Raw genomic sequence first — 16,230 nt, 5'->3', positions numbered from 1 at the left:
GCCGATCAATTCTGATCGCTTTTGATCGAAGGGGCCCGGTGGTCGATCGGACTGAGCGGATGCTCAGGACGACGAGCGGACGATCAGCTGGGGCTCTATCACTATGCGGTGCGCGGGTCGGTGCGGATCGGGGTCGCGCAGGCGTGCGGCGAGCAGCGTCACGGCGGCCCGGCCCACGGCGGCCTTCGGCGGCCGGATCGCGGTCAGCGGCGGGTCGGACAGCTCGGCCCACTCGTCGTCGTAGGTGACCAGCGCCAGGTCCTCCGGCACCCTGATCCCGCGCTCCTGGCAGCGCTCCACCAGCGAGATCGCCTCCGGGTCCGAGTGCACGACCAGCGCCGTCGTGCCGGAGTCGAGGCAGGAGTCCAGCAGGGCGTCGAGGGTGACCGGCCAGCCGGCGTCCCGCTGGTCCACCGTGCGCACGTCGGGGGTGCCGTCGATCGGGAGGCCGAGCCGTTCGCACGCCTCACGCCAGCCCTGCCGGACGTGCGGTGCGGTCGGGCTCGCCAGCGTCGTGCTCAACCCGATGCGCCGGTGGCCGAGTTCGGCGAGGTGGCGCACGGCGATCGCGGCGCCGCGCACGTGATCGCTCACCACGGACTCGACCGAGTCGCGGTAGCGGTCGGCGGGCGTCCGCTCGATCAGCACCACGGGCACGTCCACCGACTGCAGCCACCGCACCAGGGCCTCGCCCTCGTCGCCGGTGGTCGTCGGGACCACCAGCAGGCCGTCCACGCCGACCGTCTCGACCAGCCGGGCGAGTTGGCGGCGCTCGTCGGCGGCCTCGTAAGTCGCGCCGCGCAACACGATCCGCACGTCCGCCTCGGCCGCCGCCTCGCGCGCGCCCTTGATCACGTCCGGGTAGTAGTAGTCCAGCGACGGGACCACCATGCCCACGGTCAGCTGCTCGGAACGGTCCCGGGGCCGCGGTGCGGGCAGCCGGCGCTCGACCACGGGCAGGGCGCTGCCGTTCGGCTCGGTCGCGTACCCCTGCGGCCGGACGCCGGCCGGTCCGGTCGCGGTGACCGTGGCGCCGCCCCGGACCCGCCGCACCAGGCCCTGCTCGGCCAGCAGGGAGATGTCGCGGCGCACGGTGATCGCCGAGACGTCCAGCTCGTCGGCGAGGTCGTGCACGCGCACGGTGCCGCGCCGGCGCAGCAGCTCCACGACCTTGGCGCGCCGCTCCGAGGGCAACATGGCGGACGGTTCCGACGTCGTCATGCGGACACCTCCACCGTGATCACGAGGCCGCCTCGCGCCGTGTCGGGCAGGTGCAGCTCCAACCGGGTCAGATTGTCCCCCCAGACACTCGTGAGCAGCGGGTCGTCGAGTTCGCGAACGGTGAGGTCGGCCGACGCCAGGCTCGGATCCCAGGCGAGGAGCGTAGCGCGCGTCTCACCTGGCGGATGGACTACCAGACGCCCCGGTGAGTCGTGCGTGACGCGGCCGGCGAGCAGGTAGTGCAGCGTCGACGGCACGCCGCCGTCGGTGAAGTCCCACTCGTCCTCGACCGTCACCCGCTGCCGATCGCGGTGCAGGGTCGCGGTGCGCCACCAGGACCGCAGCGCGGGCACGGGGTAGGCGGGGGCGAGGTCCATCCGCACGCGGTACCGGTCGGGGGTGTCCTCGACGGTGACGTCGCGGGCGCGGTGGTCGCGTCCGGCGACCTGGGGCGTGCCGCGCACCTCGGGGACGCTGTGCCAGCTGCTCTGCATCGTCCAGATGTCGTAGCGGTCGGGGCCGAACGTCTGCGCGGTGTAGGTCGGGCGGCCGGCGTCGACCACGACGGGCACGCCGTCCACCGCCACGATCACGCTGCCGACGTCGTTGTGGTTGTGGTTCTCGCCGTTGTGCCCGCCTTTGACGACGAGGGTCGGCCCGGCGTTCGACCCGGCGGCGACGCGGGCGACACCGACCTGCGTGCCCGGCAGCCAGACGCTCCCGACCAGCGGTTCGGCTGCCTGGTCGGGCAGCGGGGTGGCGAGGTCGCGGAGCGCGCGCCCCAGCTCGTGGTCCGGGATCGTGGTGGCCCGCTGGGCGGCGGCGTGGCGTTCCGCGTCCCGGTCGCCGATGCGTCGGGCCCACAGCTGCGGCACGTGCCACGGCTGACCTGCGGGCGGCTTGGCGCGGGCGTCGGCGAAGTTGACGTACCAGGGGCCGCCGAGGTGCATCCGGTGCGGGAAGCGGACGGTCTCGCGCACCACGGGCACCTCGACCGCCGACAACGCGCCGCCGGTGGCGTGCTCCAGGACGTCGAGGGCTTCGAGCGCGCGGCACGCGCCGTTCCACCAGTACTCGTAGCCCTCGTCGATCGAGCCGTCCGGTGGCAGCGCGGCGAGGTAGCGGTCGATGGCGCGCACGGTCCCGGCGACGATCCGGGCGCGGTCGGTGACGTCGCCGACCAGGCGCAGGGCCGCGACCATGACGTTGCCGCAGATCCACGGGCACCAGTTGTGCACGTCGCCGTCGAGGCCGAGCCAGTGCCAGTCGTGGCGCGTGGTGAACGGGTCGAGCACGCGGATGCGCACCTCGCGGCGCACGCGGGCGCGCAGGCCGGGCCACCGGACGTCGAGCCGGTCGCCGAGCACGTGGTCGAGCCAGGCCAGCTGCGCGGCGACGCCCGCCGCGCCGAGGTCCAGGTACGGGACGTCGGGGTCGGGCACGACGGTGCCGCGGGTCCGGTGGTGCTCCTCGTGGGCGGACCAGCACCAGGTGCTGCGTTCGCACAGGAGGACGACACCGTCCGCCACCTCGTCCAGCCAGTCGTCGTTGTCGAGGACGAGGGCGGCGAGGGCCGCTCGGGTGAGGCGGTCGTCGTGCTCGAACACCGGGGTCTCGTAGCCGGTCCGGTTGCCGTCGCGGAAGTAGCGGGCGTACCGGGACGCGGTCGCCTGCGGCCACGGCGTGCCACGCTCGGCACGGGCCTGGTCGAGGACCGAGGCCAGCCGTGCCGCGGCGGTCGGCGGCCACCGCTCGGGGTCGCCGAGCGGTGGAAGGGCTGTCGCGGGCGGCCGGAGCAGGTCCACGAGAGCCGACGTCTCCGCCCTGGCGCCCCACACGGCCCCTAACGGACCTGCCGCGCTCGCGTTCGTCGTCATCTCGGTCCGCCTTTGCTCACTCCCGCGATCATTCTGATCGTAACTGTTCGAAACAAGTCTTGACTTGAAAAATTTGATCACACATGATTCGGCCCACTGTTCGAGCGTTCCGGCCCGCAAAGGATTCCGCGTGACCGACGGACCACGACGACCCGAGGCCCTGCTGGTCATGGAACCGGCGCACTTCCGGGTCCAGTTCCAGCAGGCGCAGTTGGACCGGCTCGACCGCCTCGTCGGCTTGGCCGACCCGATCTCGACCGACGAACTCGACTCGCCCGCCGTGCGGAGCAGGCTGCGTGACGTCGAAGTGCTGCTGACCTCGTGGGGCTGCCCGACGCTGACCGCCGACCGCCTCGCCGCGGCGCCCCAGCTCCGCGCGATCTTCCACTGCGCGGGCACCGTCCGGCCCCTGATCACCGACGAGGTGTGGCGGCGGCAGATCCTCGTTACCAACGCGGCCGACGAGAACGCCATCCCGGTCGCCGAGTTCACCCTCGCCGCGATCGTGTTCGCCGGCAAGAAGGCGCCCTTCCTCGCCCAGGACGCCCGCAAGCACCGCGACGACTGGTCCTACGCGTCCAAGCGCGGCGAACTGTCCAACCGGGACCGCACGATCGGCGTCGTCGGCTACTCGCGCGTCGGCCGCCGGGTCGTCGACCGGCTGCGCACGCTCGACGTGACGGTCCTGGTGACCGACCCGTACGCGAACGCGGCGCAGGTGGCGGCGGCCGGGGCGCGGCTGGTCGAGCTGCCCGAGCTGCTGCGGGCCAGCGACGTGCTCACGCTGCACGTGCCCGCGCTGCGCTCCACGCGCCACCTGATCGGAGCCGAGGAGCTGGCGCTGCTGCGCGACGGCGCGACGATCGTGAACACCGCGCGCGGCGCCGTCGTGGACACCGCGGCCCTCGAACGGGAGTGCGCCACCGGGCGGCTCGACGCGATCCTCGACGTCACCGACCCGGAGCCGCTGCCCGCCGACTCGATCCTCTACGACCTGCCCAACGTGATGATCACCCCGCACATCGCGGGCTCGCTCGGCTCGGAGACCCGGCGGATGAGCGACAGCGCGATCGACGAGCTGGAGCGCTACCTGTCCGGCCGTCCGCCCCGTGCCGCCGTCACGCCGGACACGTTCGGGATGAGCGCGTGAGCGCCGGGCTCGCGCCGATCACGGGCTGGACCCGTGACCGGTGGGCGGGACTGGCCGACCGGATGCTGCTCGACGTCCGCCCGCACGCCTCGGCGAAGCACGCCCGGATCACACCGCCGGGAGCGCCCGGCGGCTACGGCACCGCCGTCGACGGCCTGGAGGGGTTCGCCCGCACGTTCCTGCTCGCGGGCTTCCGCCTCGCGGGCGAGGGTGGACGCGACCCGCACGGGCTGGCCGAGTGGTACGCGCAGGGCCTCGAAGCGGGCACCGACCCGGCCTCCGAGGAGCGCTGGCCGCGTCCCGAGGAGGACGCGCAGGCCAAGGTCGAGGCCGCCTCGATCGCGCTGATCCTCGACCTGACCCGGCCCTGGCTGTGGGACCGGCTGACCGACTCCGTCCGCGACCGCGTGGTCGACTACCTCTCCGCCGTGGTCGGCGACGACACCTACCCCCGGTGCAACTGGGTGTGGTTCCGGATCGTGGTTGAAACGTTCCTCCGCTCGGTCGGCGGACCGTGGCGGGCCGAGGACGTCGAGTCCGACCTGGCCGCGCACGACTCCTTCTACCGCGGTGACGGGTGGTTCGCCGACGGCGACGAGCGGTCGTTCGACCACTACTGCGGCTGGGCGCTCCACCTCTACCCGGTGCTGTGGGCGCGGATGCGGGGCGCGGCGGACCTCGCCGGCGACCGCACGGCCCTGGACGTCGGCAGGCTCGACCGCTTCCTCGTGGACTACGTGCGCCTCATCGGCGCGGACGGCGCACCGCTGGTGCAGGGCCGCAGCCTGGTCTACCGGTTCGCGGCAGCGGCGCCGCTGTGGGCGGGCGCGATCGCGGGCGTCGACTCGACCGCGCCCGGCCTGCTGCGCCGTGCCGCGTCCGGGATCGTGGGGCACTTCGCCGACCGGGGCGCGCCGGACGAACGCGGCCTGCTGACCCTCGGTTGGTACGACGAGTGGCGTCAGATGGCACAGAGCTACTCGGGACCGTCCTCGCCGTACTGGGCCGCGAAGGGAATGCTCGGGTTGGCTCTCCCGGCGGACCACCCGGTGTGGACGGCGGTCGAGGAGCCGCTCCCCGTGGAGCGGGAGGACCGGGCTTGGGTCGCCTCCCCGCCCGGGTGGCTCGTCTCGGCCACTCGCGTGGACGGTGTCGTCCGGGTCGTCAACCACGGCACGGACCACGCGGTCGTCGGCGCGCCGGTCGGGGACTCGCCGCTCTACACGCGCCTCGGGTACTCGACGGCCACGGCTCCGCTGCTGTCGGAACGGGCGTGGACGTCGCCGGTGGACCAGTCGGTGGTCCTGCTGGACGCGGCGGGCACGGTCACGCACCGCGCGGGTATGCGGACGTTGAGCGTCGAGCAGGTCGGGGACGCCGTGGTCGGCGCGTCCGAGGCCCGTGTCCACTGGCTCGACGCGGAACCCGGACAACGTGATCACGGATCAGGACGCCAAGGCGTGGCGCGGGATGTCGCCGTGGTCACGACGCTGTCGGTCGTACGCGGGCCGTGGGAGGTGCGGTGCGTGCGGGTGGACCCGTTGCCCGACCCGCCGCCGTCGCCGCCGGACGCGTCGCGTGAAGCGACCGCGCTGCGGATCGGCGGCTGGCCCCTGGCCGGTGACGGCCCTGCCGTCGTGCGGGAACCCGGTCGGGCCGAGGTGCGGTCCGGGGATCTGCGCTCGGTGATCGTGGCCGGACCCGGCCTGGACCGACTCGGTGTCCACACCGAGGACGACGCGAGCCCGTTGGGCGCGCACAGCGCCACCCCGTGGGCAGCGGGAGCGGTGACGCCCGGCAGCTGGACTGCCGCGGCCATCGGACTGGGCGCGGGCAGCCTGCCCGACAACGCCCCGGAGATCGTGCTGGACGAGGCGGCCCGCCAAGTGGTGGTTCGTTGGCCGGACGGTAGCTCGACCGCGGCGGACCTGCCGCACCACGACAGTTGAGGTTGGGAAGGAGACGGGATCAATGGTGACTCCGAACAAGCACCGCGGGGGCGGGCGGCCGGGCCGGTTCCGCAGGGCGCTGGTCGCGCTCACCGCGGTGGCACTGGTCACCGCAGGCTGCGGGTCGGGCGGCGAGGCCGCCGAAGAGAGCGGACCCGTCACGCTGACCGTGTCGGTCTGGAACCTGGCGGCCACGCCCGAGTTCCAGGCGGTGTTCGACGCCTTCGAGAAGGCCAACCCCGACGTGACGGTGCAGCCGGTCGACATCCTCGCCGAGGACTACCCCGCGAAGGTCACCACGATGCTCGCGGGCGGTGACACCACCGACGTGATCACCATGAAGAACGTCACGGACTACTCCCGCTACGCCAGCCGCGGCCAGCTCGCCGACGTCACCGACCTGGTGAAGAGCAAGCAGGACCTCAAGCTCGCCGGCCTGGAGGCGTTCGACGTCGAGGGCAAGTACTTCGCGATGCCCTACCGCAACGACTACTGGGTGCTGTACTACAACAAGAAGATGTTCGACGCGGCGGGCATCGCCCACCCGGACAAGCTGACCTGGGACCAGTACGCGGAGATCGCCAAGAAGCTCACCAAGGGCGAGGGCGAGCAGAAGGTCTACGGCACCTACCACCACACGTGGCGCTCGGTCGTGCAGGCCATCTCGGCGGCGCAGAACGACGGCGACCAGATCACCGGCGACTTCGAGTTCTTCAAGGACCAGTACGAGATGGCGCTCGACGTGCAGAAGGCCGGCGCCACGCTCGACTTCGGCAGTGCCAAGCAGGCCAGCTACCGCACCATGTTCGAGACCGAGAAGACCGCGATGATGCCGATGGGCACCTGGTACGTGGCGGGCATCCTGAAGAACAAGGCCGAGGGCAAGACCGCCGTCGACTGGGGCATCGCGCCCATGCCGCAGAAGCCCGGCGCGTCGGGCGTCACGACGTTCGGCTCGCCGACCGCGTTCGCGGTCAACAAGAACGCCAAGCACACCGCCACCGCGAAGAAGTTCGTGGAGTTCGCGGCGGGTCTCGAAGGCGCGAAGGCGATCACGAAGGTCGGCGTCGTGCCGTCGTTGCAGAGCCCCGAGATCACCCAGGAGTACGCGGCACTGGAGGGCATGCCGAGCGACGAGCTGGCCAAGACGGCACTCGCGCCCGACAAGACCGTCCTGGAGATGCCGGTCAGCGAGCACACTTCCGACGTGGACACGATCCTCAAGGAGGAGCACGAACTGATCATGGTGGGGGAGAAGTCGGTCGAGGACGGCATCGCGTCCATGCGCGACCGCGTCAAGAAGGTCCTCGACTAGTACCGGTTCCCCGTCCAGCCAGGATCCAGGTCGAGACCGCCGACACCAGCACGAGGACGAGATGGCTAACGCAGTGACCGAGGCGCCGCGGGGTGCACCGCCCCGCGGCTCGGCGCAAAAGCGCCGGAAGCGTCGCAACACCCTCATCGGGTGGAGCTTCATCCTCCCGAACTTCGTCGGGTTCGCCCTGTTCACCCTCGTGCCGGTGATCGCGGCGTTCGCCCTGGCGTTCCTGGAGTGGGACTCCTACAGCGCCCCTGAGTGGGTCGGCCTGGACAACTTCGCCGAGATGCTGGAAGACGAGAACTTCCGCGTCGCGCTGGGCAACACGCTGTACTACGCGGCGGGGCACATCCCGCTCACCCTGATGGCCGCTCTCGGGCTGGCCATCGTGCTCAACGGGAAGCTCCGCGGTGTGGGGTTCTTCCGCACCGCGGCCTTCTTCCCCTACGTCACGTCGCTGGTCGCGGTGGCCGTGGTGTGGCGGATGCTGTTCAACCCCACGGCCGGGCCGGTCAACCAGTTCCTCGCCGCGGTCGGCTTCAGCGACCTGCCGACCTGGCTGTCGAGCACCGACTGGGCCATGCCCGCGGTGATCGTCACCAGCGTGTGGCGGGACATGGGCTACTACATGGTGCTCTACCTCGCCGGCCTCCAGTCGATCCCGGAGGAGTACTACGAGGCCGCGCGGATGGACGGCGCGAACGCGTGGCACCGGTTCTGGCACATCACGCTGCCGTCACTGCGGCCGACCACGTTCTTCGTGCTGGTCATGCTGACGATCCAGAGTTTCAAGATCCTCGACCTGATCGTGGTGATGACCGACGGCGGGCCGGGTCGCAGCACGCTCGTGCTCGCCCAGCTCGTCTACCGGGAGGGCATCGTCGAGGGCCACTTCGGCTACTCGTCGGCGATCGCGCTGGTGCTGTTCGTCATCGTGCTGAGCGTGACCGTCGTCCAGTTCCGCCTCAACGAGCGGAGGAACCGCTGATGACCGCGTTGCGCACCGCACCGGAACCGACCGCGCGCCCGGTCGGGCCGCCGCCCGCGACGAAGCCGCGCGAACGCGGTTCGCGCTTCGTCCGGCCGGTGGCGACCTACACCGCCCTGATCGTGGTGGCGGCACTCGTGCTCGTGCCGTTCGCGTGGATGGTGTCCTCGTCGCTCAAGCGCGACAACGAGGTCCTCACCGTGCCGATCCAGTGGATCCCCGAGGAGTTCCGCTGGTCGAACTTCGTGGAGATCTGGGACCGCATCCCGCTGGCCACCTACCTGGGCAACTCGGCGTTCCTCGCGCTGACGATCACCCTGCTCCAGCTGCTGACCGGCAGCTTCGCCGCCTACGGGTTCGCCAAGGTGAAGTTCCCCGGGCGGGACGCGCTGTTCGTGGCCTACATCGCCACGATCGCCGTGCCGTGGCAGGCGTACATGGTGCCGCAGTACATCATGATGCAGAACGCGGGCCTGACCAACACGTACTGGTCGATCATCCTGCTGCAGGCGTTCGGCGCGTTCGGCGTGTTCCTGATGCGGCAGTACTACACGACGATCCCGGACGAGCTGTGCGAGGCGGCGAGGATGGACGGGCTGACCGAGTACGGGATCTACTGGCGGATCATCCTGCCGCTGTCGAAACCGGCGCTGGCCAGCCTGGCGCTGCTGACGTTCGTCAACACGTGGAACGACTACATGGGTCCGTTCATCTACCTGACCAGCAACGAGCTGTGGACCGTCCAGTTGGGCATCCGCTCGTTCGTCGGCCAGTACGACGCGGAGTTCGCCATGATCATGACCGGTGCGGTGGTGTCGGTGCTGCCGATCCTCGTGGTGTTCCTGCTGGGGCAGCGGTACTTCATCCGCGGCATCGCGACGAGCGGGCTGAAGGGGTGAGCGGGGTGGCCGCGCGACTGCTGCGCCCCGCCTCCCAGGAGACCTACGAGAAGGTCTTCGGGATGGTGTACGTCGGCCTGATGGCCAACGTGCTGCTCGCGGTGAGCTGTGCCCCGCTGCTGCTGGCGCTGGCCGTCGTGCGGGACCCGCTCGCGTCGTGGCCGTTCTTCGTCGTGCTGTCGGGGTTCTGCGCGCCGGCGTTGGCCGGGGTGTTCGGCTGCTTCGCGGCCCTCGGCTCGGGAGCGGCGTCGGAGGTGTGGCGGCCGTTCCGGGACGCCTACCGGCGTGCGTTCGGGCGCGCCCTGGCGGTGTGGTTCGGTGGCGCGGCCGTGTTGGTGGTGCTGGGTTTCGACGCGGTCATCGTGGCCCGCACCGCCTGGGGGCCGGCGCTGGCGCCGTTCTTCGTCACGGCGGCCGTGCTGGTCGTGTCGACGGTGGTGGCCGTGATCGTCGTCCTCGCCACCGCGGAGACCCCGGTCCGGCTGCGCGACGTCGTCTGGCCGTGCCTGTGCCTGGTGGCACGGCGCTGGTACCTCGCCGCCGCGAACGCGGTCGTGCTCGGGCTCGCCGTCGCGGTGGTCTCGGTCCAGCCGGTCGTGGGCCTGTTCGTGGCCTGCGCCCCGTTGCTCTACGTCGTGTTCGGCAACACCCGCGCGACCGTCGCGCCGCTGTCGGAGCGGTAGCCGGCGCGACCCGACCGCGTACCTGCGGACGTCCAGTCGGAACAAGTGGTAAGCGCTTTCCGGACAGGAGATCAACGTCGATGAACCGGTTCCGAACAGCCCGAAGACTCCTCCACCTCGGTCTGGCCGTCACGGTGGCGGGCGCGCTCGCCGCCGCCGGTCCGCCCGCGGCCGTCGCCCAAACGGCGGAAATCCAGTCCGTCACGGTCCGGCCCGACCCGTCCTACCAGCAGCCCGCGTTCGAGGGCTGGGGCACGAGCCTGGTCTGGTTCGCCAACGTCACCGGCGGATACCCCGACGAGATCCGCAACCGTTTGGCGGACCTGCTGTTCGGCGACGACGGGCTGCGGCTCAACATCGCCCGCTACAACATCGGCGGCGGCAACGCGCCGGACGTCCGCAAGGACTACATGAAGGTCGGCGCGACGATGCCGGGCTTCTGGCGGGCGCCGGAGGGCACCACGCGCGAGGACATGGACTGGTGGGACCCGGACAACCCGGACCACTGGAACTGGGACGCGGACGCCAACCAGCGGTGGTGGATCGACAAGATCAAGGACAAGGTGGACCACTGGGAGGCGTTCAGCAACTCGCCGCCGTGGTTCCAGACGGTCAGCGGGTACGTGTCCGGCGGGTTCGACTCCAACGCCGACCAGATCCGCGCCGACAAGGTGGACGAGTTCGCCACCTACCTGGTCCGGGTGTCCGAGCACATCGAGCGGACCCACGGCATCGAGATCGACACCATCGACCCGCTCAACGAGCCGAACACCAACTACTGGGGCACCCAGCTCGGTCCCGACGGCCAGCCGACGGGCGGTCGGCAGGAGGGCGCGCACGCCGGACCGGCACTCCAGCAGAGCGTCGTGCTCGCCCTCAAGCGGGCGCTGCAGGAGTCCGAGCTCGGCTCACGACTGTCCGCAATGGACGAGACGAACCCGGGGATCTTCAGCACCAACTGGAACGCCTACAGCGCCGAGGCGCGTGCCGCCGTGGACCAGCTCAACGTGCACACGTACGGCACCGGCAACCGGACGTCCGCGCGGGACATCGCCAAGGGCGCGGGCAAGCCGCTCTGGATGAGCGAGGTCGACGGCACCTGGGGCAACGGCAACAGCTTCACCAGCATGGAGCCGGGGCTGGGCATCGCCGAGCGGATCGTCGGCGACATGCGTGAGCTGGAGCCGTCCGCGTGGGTGCTGTGGCAGCCCATCGAGGACTACAACCCGCAGCACGCGGCCGGGAAGAACTGGGGCAGCATCCAGATCCCGTTCGACTGCGCCGCCGACGCCACCCCCGAGACGTGCCCGATCCGCACGAACACGAAGTTCAACACGATCCGGAACTTCACCCACTTCGTGCGCCCCGGTGACCACGTGGTCAAGGTGGACGACACGTCGAGCCTCGCCGCCGTGTCCGCCGACGGCAAGTCCACCACCGTCGTCCACGTCAACAGCTCGGACCGGCAGCGCGCCGTGACGCTCGACCTGTCGCGGTTCGGCGTGGTCGGGCCGCACGCCTCGGTCACCCCCGTGGTGTCCGACGTCAACGGCGCCCTGGTGCGCGGCACGCCGGTCCTGGTGCGTGACCGCTCTGCCACGCTCACGGTGCCGGCCAAGTCGGTGACCACGTTCGTGGTGGACCGGGTCCGTGGTGTGGCGAAGGACGCGGCGCTGGTCCAGCCCGAGCACGTCTACGGCCTGACCGGTGCGCACAGCGGCAAGGCGCTGGTGCCGGCGGCCGACGGCGGTTCGGTGGTGATCCGCACGGCCGACCAGTCGGACGCGAGCGCGTTGTGGCGGGTCGAGCGGGTCGCCAAGGGCGTGGGCAACCGTGACCGTTACACGGTGTCGCACGCGGTGAGCGGGCGGCGGCTGGCGGAGCGCGGGGGCGGCCTCGTGCTCGAACCGGCCGGGGGAGAGGACCCCGCGGCCCAGTGGGTCATGTCCACGACCGGCGACGGCAGCTACACGTTCGTCAACGCCGCCACCGGCCGGCTGTTCGACGTGACCGGCCAGGCCACCGGGGACGGCGCGCCGGTGGGCCTCTACCTCCCGTCGTCCGGGGCGAACCAGCGGTGGGCCGTGGTGGACCGGACGGTGCTCGGGGCGCAGGACGCGGCGGTGTTCACGGTGCCGGGTCTGGCGCCCGTGCTGCCGCCGACCGTGCCCGCGACCCTGCGTGACGGCGTGGGCGGTGCGCTGCCCGTGACGTGGCAGCCGGTGCCCGTGGAACGGTGGGCGCGACCGGGGACGGTGCGGGTGCCGGGTACGGCGACCGACCCGCTCGGCCGGGCGTTCCGCACCACGGCGGTCGTCACGGTCGACACCATCGCCTCGACCCGGCCCGCGCGGGCGAAGGCGTACGTCGGCGGGACGCCCACGCTGCCCGCCACCGTCACCGGGGTCGGCACACGTGGTGGGACCACGGAACTCCCGGTGACGTGGAACGCCCCGGCCTTCACCGAACCGGGCGTGACGACGGTCCACGGCACGGCACGGGTGGTCGACGGTTCCTCCGTCGCCGCGACGGCACAGGTGCAGGTGACCGCACCGGTCGAGGTCAACGCGGCGCTGGACAGCGGCGTGGTGGCCTCGGCCACCTACACCGAGAACGGCTACTCAGCCGACCGCCTCCGCAACGGCGTCACGACCGACAAGGCGTGGTCCAACTGGAGGTCGGGGACGAAGAACCCGTCGGACACGCTCACGTTCCAGCTGCCGCAGCGTCGCGACATCAGCCGCGTCGTCGTGCACTTCCACCGCGACAACGGCTCGACCGCGAGCTACGCGCAGTCGCTCCGGGTGCAGGTCCGGGACTCCGGCGGCACGTGGGTCGACACCGGTGGCGAGGTGCCGGTCATCGGTGACGGCGCGCCCGCGCCCGTGGTGGAGGCGCCGGTGCGGGCGTCGGCCGCCGACGCGGTCCGGGTGGTGCTGACCGCACGTCCGGCGATGTACATGACGGTCAGCGAGATCGAGGTGTTCGCCAAGGCGCCCGGGAAGTCGTCGGAGGCCTCGGCGGCACAGCTCTTCGTCGACGGCGCACCGATCGCCGGCTTCGACCCGGACACGACGGACTACCGGGTCGACGGACGCCGGGGCGTGGTGTCCGCGACCGCCGCCGACCCGTACGCGGCGGTGGAAGTGCGGCAGGCCGACCGTTCCGACGGGACCGCGACGGTGACCGTGACCAGCGAGGACGGGACCGCGCAACACCGGTACACCATCCGTTTCCGGCGTTGACCGGGGTGGGCGGTGTGGTCTCGTCCGACCACACCGCCCTAGTCCACGGGACCGCGCAGGGTCAGCACCACCCGCAGCACGTGCTCGACGGCGGTCGGGAACACCGCACCGCGCAACTCACCGCGAGTGGCGAGGTTGCGGGAGGCGAACTCCAGCATGCGATCCGCACCCATCCGCCGGACGACGAGCGCGGCGATCTCCTCCAGGTCGAGATCGGGGTTGTCCAGGCGGGTCAGGGCGAACTCGACGACGAGCTCCTCGTCCGTCATGTTCCCTCCTCCCAACCCCGTCGAGCGTAGTTCAGATTGGAGTCGCCGTCCGGCGACCGAGTCTCAGGTCCGCGCGATCGACTGCAGGAAAGGCAACCCGGGGAGTCGGTCCGGGCCGTAGAGGAAGCTCGACAGCAGGACGACCAGCCAAGGGACCTGTGGACCGGCCAGTTGCAGCGGCTCTGCGTCGTTGAAGATCAGGTAGCAGACGCTGTTGAGCATGTCGGCGTTGAAGTCCACCACAGCCGGGTGCGGGAATCGCAACCACCTGCCGTGGGCGAAGCACATGGTGCAGTAGGTCGTCACGACCACGCGTGCCGGGCAGTGCTCTCGCCACTGGGGCGCGGCCTGTTCCTCCGCGCGCCGTTTGGCGAGGGAATTTCCCATCGCGTTGACCGCCAGGCCGGCCGCGACGAACAGGGGCGACCCGAGGAAGAAACCGCTGGTCTGCCGGTAAGTGACGTCCATGCCGTAGAACCGGGCGTAGCCGAGCGTGAGATCGGAGTACGCCGCCTCGCCCTGTGCGAGCAACAGGGAGGTGCTGATCTCGTCGGGTATGCCGCCCTCCACGAGGTGCCGGTAGAGGTGAACCGCCGCGTTCCAAGACGCCATCTGCTCGTGGTTCGGCGGTAACGACCCGATGGTCATGGACTTCTACCTCGCTGATCATGGATGACTTCGTGGGGCAGTTTACGGTGGGCCGTGGGATCCCGAGAAGGGCGAGGACATCGGCAAGCGCGTGGGTGTCATGCGTGGCGGTGGAGGAGCTCCTGGACGGCGGGGCTGCCGGCGATTTCGTCCGGCATCGGTGTGCCGGCGGCCAGCAGTGCGGCGACTACGCCCGGGTAGTCACCGTGGGTCACCTCCTCGAAGGGGCGCATGCTGATCCCGCCGCGCGGATCGGTGCAGTGCTCCGAGCCGAAGACCGCCGCCTGCAACGCGGTGCCGCCGTAGTGGTTGAGCGTCGTCGGGTCGACTCCCGCGGCCAGGAGCGCGATAACGGCGTCGCGGTGTCCGCGATAGGCGGCGGCGTGCAGTGGCGGCAGGTCCGTGCCGCGGGAGGTGCCGTTCACGTCCGCGCCGGCGTGGACCAACCGGTTGATCAGCTCGACGTCGCCGCGCTCGGCCGCTCGCTCCAGCAGGTCGAGGTCCGGCCGGCCGGGACCGGGCGGGGCGTCACCGGTGGAAATCGCACCCATCCAGCGGTCCTCGTCGGTGACCGCGTCCGGATCACCGCCACGTGCGGTCAACAGTCCCGTGATCTCACGTTCGCCGTACCGGACGGCGTAACGCAGCGCGGTGAGCCTGGCGTCGTCGACCGCGTTGACGGAAGCGCCGGCGTCGAGGATCCGGGCGACGGTCCGCGCCGCATGGCCTCCGATCACGGCGGAGATCAGCGCGGTCCGGCCCCGGCCGAAGCTCGGGACGAGGTTCGGGTCGGCGCCGTGCCGCAGGAACGCCTCGATCATCGGCGGGTTGTCGAAGTCCAGGGCCCGCCGGAGGCAGTAGGAGACCCGGATCGGATGCGGTTTCGCGTCGAGCAGCAACTCGGCGCACGCGGGGTCGGGGAACTCGGCGGCGTGGTAGAGCGATTCGTTGCCCCACGGTCGTCCGGGCGCGAGCGCGTCGTCCGGGTCCGGCAGTGGCAGACCCTCGTCGGGATCGGCGCCTGCCGCGAGCAGCATCGCGGTCAGCTCGGGATCGTTGACGACCCCGGCCGCGCCGTAGATCGGCGGCGCCTCCTCGTACGCGTCCACGGTGGTGTTCGGATCGGCGCCCGCGGCCAACAGGAGGCGCACCACCTGGCGGACACCCGCCGCGCGGTCCGGATCGGATCGCAAGAGCCGGGTGAAGCAGGCGTAGAGGATCGGCGGTATCCCGTTCGGACCGGTCGGCCGGGTCGCCGCACCCGGCCGACCGGCGAGGATCCGGGCCACGACGTCGGCTTCACCGGTGACGCAGGCCGTCGCCAGGTCGTGCCGGGCCAGTTCGGGCTCGGCGGCCAGCAACGTGCGCGCGGTGCGCACGTCGCTCCCGCACGCGGCGCGAACCAGGGCAGCCGCCCGTTCCGCGGTGCTCAGCCTGCGGGTCCGGATGAAGGTCGCCAACTGCGGCCAGGACCCGAACCCGTGCTCCCGCGCGATGGCGAACTGCGCCGCGGCCAGCGAACCGAACTCACCGCCGCGCCGCCGACGTTTCGCCTCGTCCTTGAGGAACCGCACATCAGGACGGATGGGCAGAACCCGAACCGGACGATCCACCACGACGATCCCCTCTCGTGCCCGGGGGTCCGCACGCCGGGTGAGAAGAGGCGTCATCACGTGGACGAACAGGTGAACCAGGTGGGCTTGCAGCCCTTTCCGCGGACCGGCGGCGCTCCTGAGCGCCGGACAACACTCTAGCGCCGGGCCCGGGAGAACCGAAGACGCCGATCGCGGGAACCAGGCCCCGTCGGGCTCGGATGACAACGGTGTCGACCCGACTGGGAGATGTCGAACGGTAGCGAAACCGACACTGTCCGCACGCACCACTGTGGACTCGCCGGGCTCTCGACCCTGAGACCGCCACGATCGGGTGGCAGTCGGTTTCTCTCAGTGCTGCCAACGTCCCCCAAGGGTGTGCGGGGGTTTG

General features: G+C 71.2%; 12 protein-coding genes. 7 read left to right on the top strand and 5 right to left on the bottom strand.

All coding sequences use genetic code 11. The features are described 5' to 3' along the window. Positions 1 to 63: 63 nt before the first annotated feature. Complete coding sequence (locus FM051_RS28570) at positions 64 to 1,221, bottom strand: substrate-binding domain-containing protein (protein ID WP_238412711.1); 1,158 nt, start codon at positions 1,219 to 1,221, stop codon at positions 64 to 66. After that, a complete protein-coding gene (locus FM051_RS28565; RefSeq protein WP_158848700.1) occupies positions 1,218 to 3,098 on the bottom strand; it encodes a heparinase II/III domain-containing protein in 1,881 nt (626 codons plus the stop codon). The genes FM051_RS28570 and FM051_RS28565 overlap by 4 nt, the downstream gene beginning before the upstream one ends. A gap of 130 nt (positions 3,099 to 3,228) precedes the next feature. Between FM051_RS28565 and FM051_RS28560 the strand changes: the two genes are divergently transcribed. The 7 genes from FM051_RS28560 (at position 3,229) to FM051_RS28530 (ending at position 13,330) form a co-directional block, all read left to right on the top strand. Next, positions 3,229 to 4,248: a hydroxyacid dehydrogenase gene (locus tag FM051_RS28560; protein ID WP_238412710.1), complete on the top strand. Its 1,020-nt coding sequence runs from the start codon at positions 3,229 to 3,231 to the stop codon at positions 4,246 to 4,248. Then, a complete protein-coding gene (locus tag FM051_RS28555; protein ID WP_238412709.1) occupies positions 4,245 to 6,197 on the top strand; it encodes a DUF2264 domain-containing protein in 1,953 nt (650 codons plus the stop codon). The genes FM051_RS28560 and FM051_RS28555 overlap by 4 nt, the downstream gene beginning before the upstream one ends. 22 nt (positions 6,198 to 6,219) lie before the next feature. Then, entirely contained in the window at positions 6,220 to 7,512 is a 1,293-nt protein-coding gene (locus FM051_RS28550) for an ABC transporter substrate-binding protein (RefSeq protein WP_158848698.1), read from the top strand. Positions 7,513 to 7,573: 61 nt separating this feature from the next. Further along, entirely contained in the window at positions 7,574 to 8,503 is a 930-nt protein-coding gene (locus FM051_RS28545; RefSeq protein WP_158848696.1) for a carbohydrate ABC transporter permease, read from the top strand. Continuing rightward, positions 8,503 to 9,402, top strand: coding sequence for a carbohydrate ABC transporter permease (locus FM051_RS28540; RefSeq protein WP_158848695.1), 900 nt, complete (start codon positions 8,503 to 8,505; stop codon positions 9,400 to 9,402). The genes FM051_RS28545 and FM051_RS28540 overlap by 1 nt, the downstream gene beginning before the upstream one ends. Positions 9,403 to 9,407: 5 nt before the next feature. Next, positions 9,408 to 10,085 (top strand): hypothetical protein, encoded by a 678-nt coding sequence (locus tag FM051_RS28535; protein WP_158848693.1) that lies wholly within the window; start codon positions 9,408 to 9,410, stop codon positions 10,083 to 10,085. 80 nt (positions 10,086 to 10,165) lie between these two features. After that, positions 10,166 to 13,330 carry an RICIN domain-containing protein gene (locus FM051_RS28530; protein ID WP_158848691.1) on the top strand — a complete coding sequence of 1,055 codons (3,165 nt, stop codon included), beginning with the start codon at positions 10,166 to 10,168 and terminating at the stop codon, positions 13,328 to 13,330. 38 nt (positions 13,331 to 13,368) lie between these two features. Here the strand turns inward: FM051_RS28530 and FM051_RS28525 are convergent, their stop codons facing one another. From FM051_RS28525 to FM051_RS28515, 3 genes are all read right to left on the bottom strand, one after another. Further along, a complete protein-coding gene (locus FM051_RS28525) occupies positions 13,369 to 13,599 on the bottom strand; it encodes a hypothetical protein (protein ID WP_158848689.1) in 231 nt (76 codons plus the stop codon). Positions 13,600 to 13,662: 63 nt separating this feature from the next. Continuing rightward, positions 13,663 to 14,247 (bottom strand): hypothetical protein, encoded by a 585-nt coding sequence (locus FM051_RS28520; protein ID WP_158848687.1) that lies wholly within the window; start codon positions 14,245 to 14,247, stop codon positions 13,663 to 13,665. Positions 14,248 to 14,345: 98 nt separating this feature from the next. Continuing rightward, positions 14,346 to 15,860: an ankyrin repeat domain-containing protein gene (locus FM051_RS28515; protein ID WP_158848685.1), complete on the bottom strand. Its 1,515-nt coding sequence runs from the start codon at positions 15,858 to 15,860 to the stop codon at positions 14,346 to 14,348. Positions 15,861 to 16,230 lie beyond the last annotated feature (370 nt).

The organism is Saccharothrix deserti (assembly GCF_009769385.1).
Lineage (GTDB): Bacteria > Actinomycetota > Actinomycetes > Mycobacteriales > Pseudonocardiaceae > Actinosynnema > Actinosynnema deserti.
Note: the sequence above shows the minus strand (reverse complement) of the source record. Positions and strands in the feature narration are given on the sequence as shown.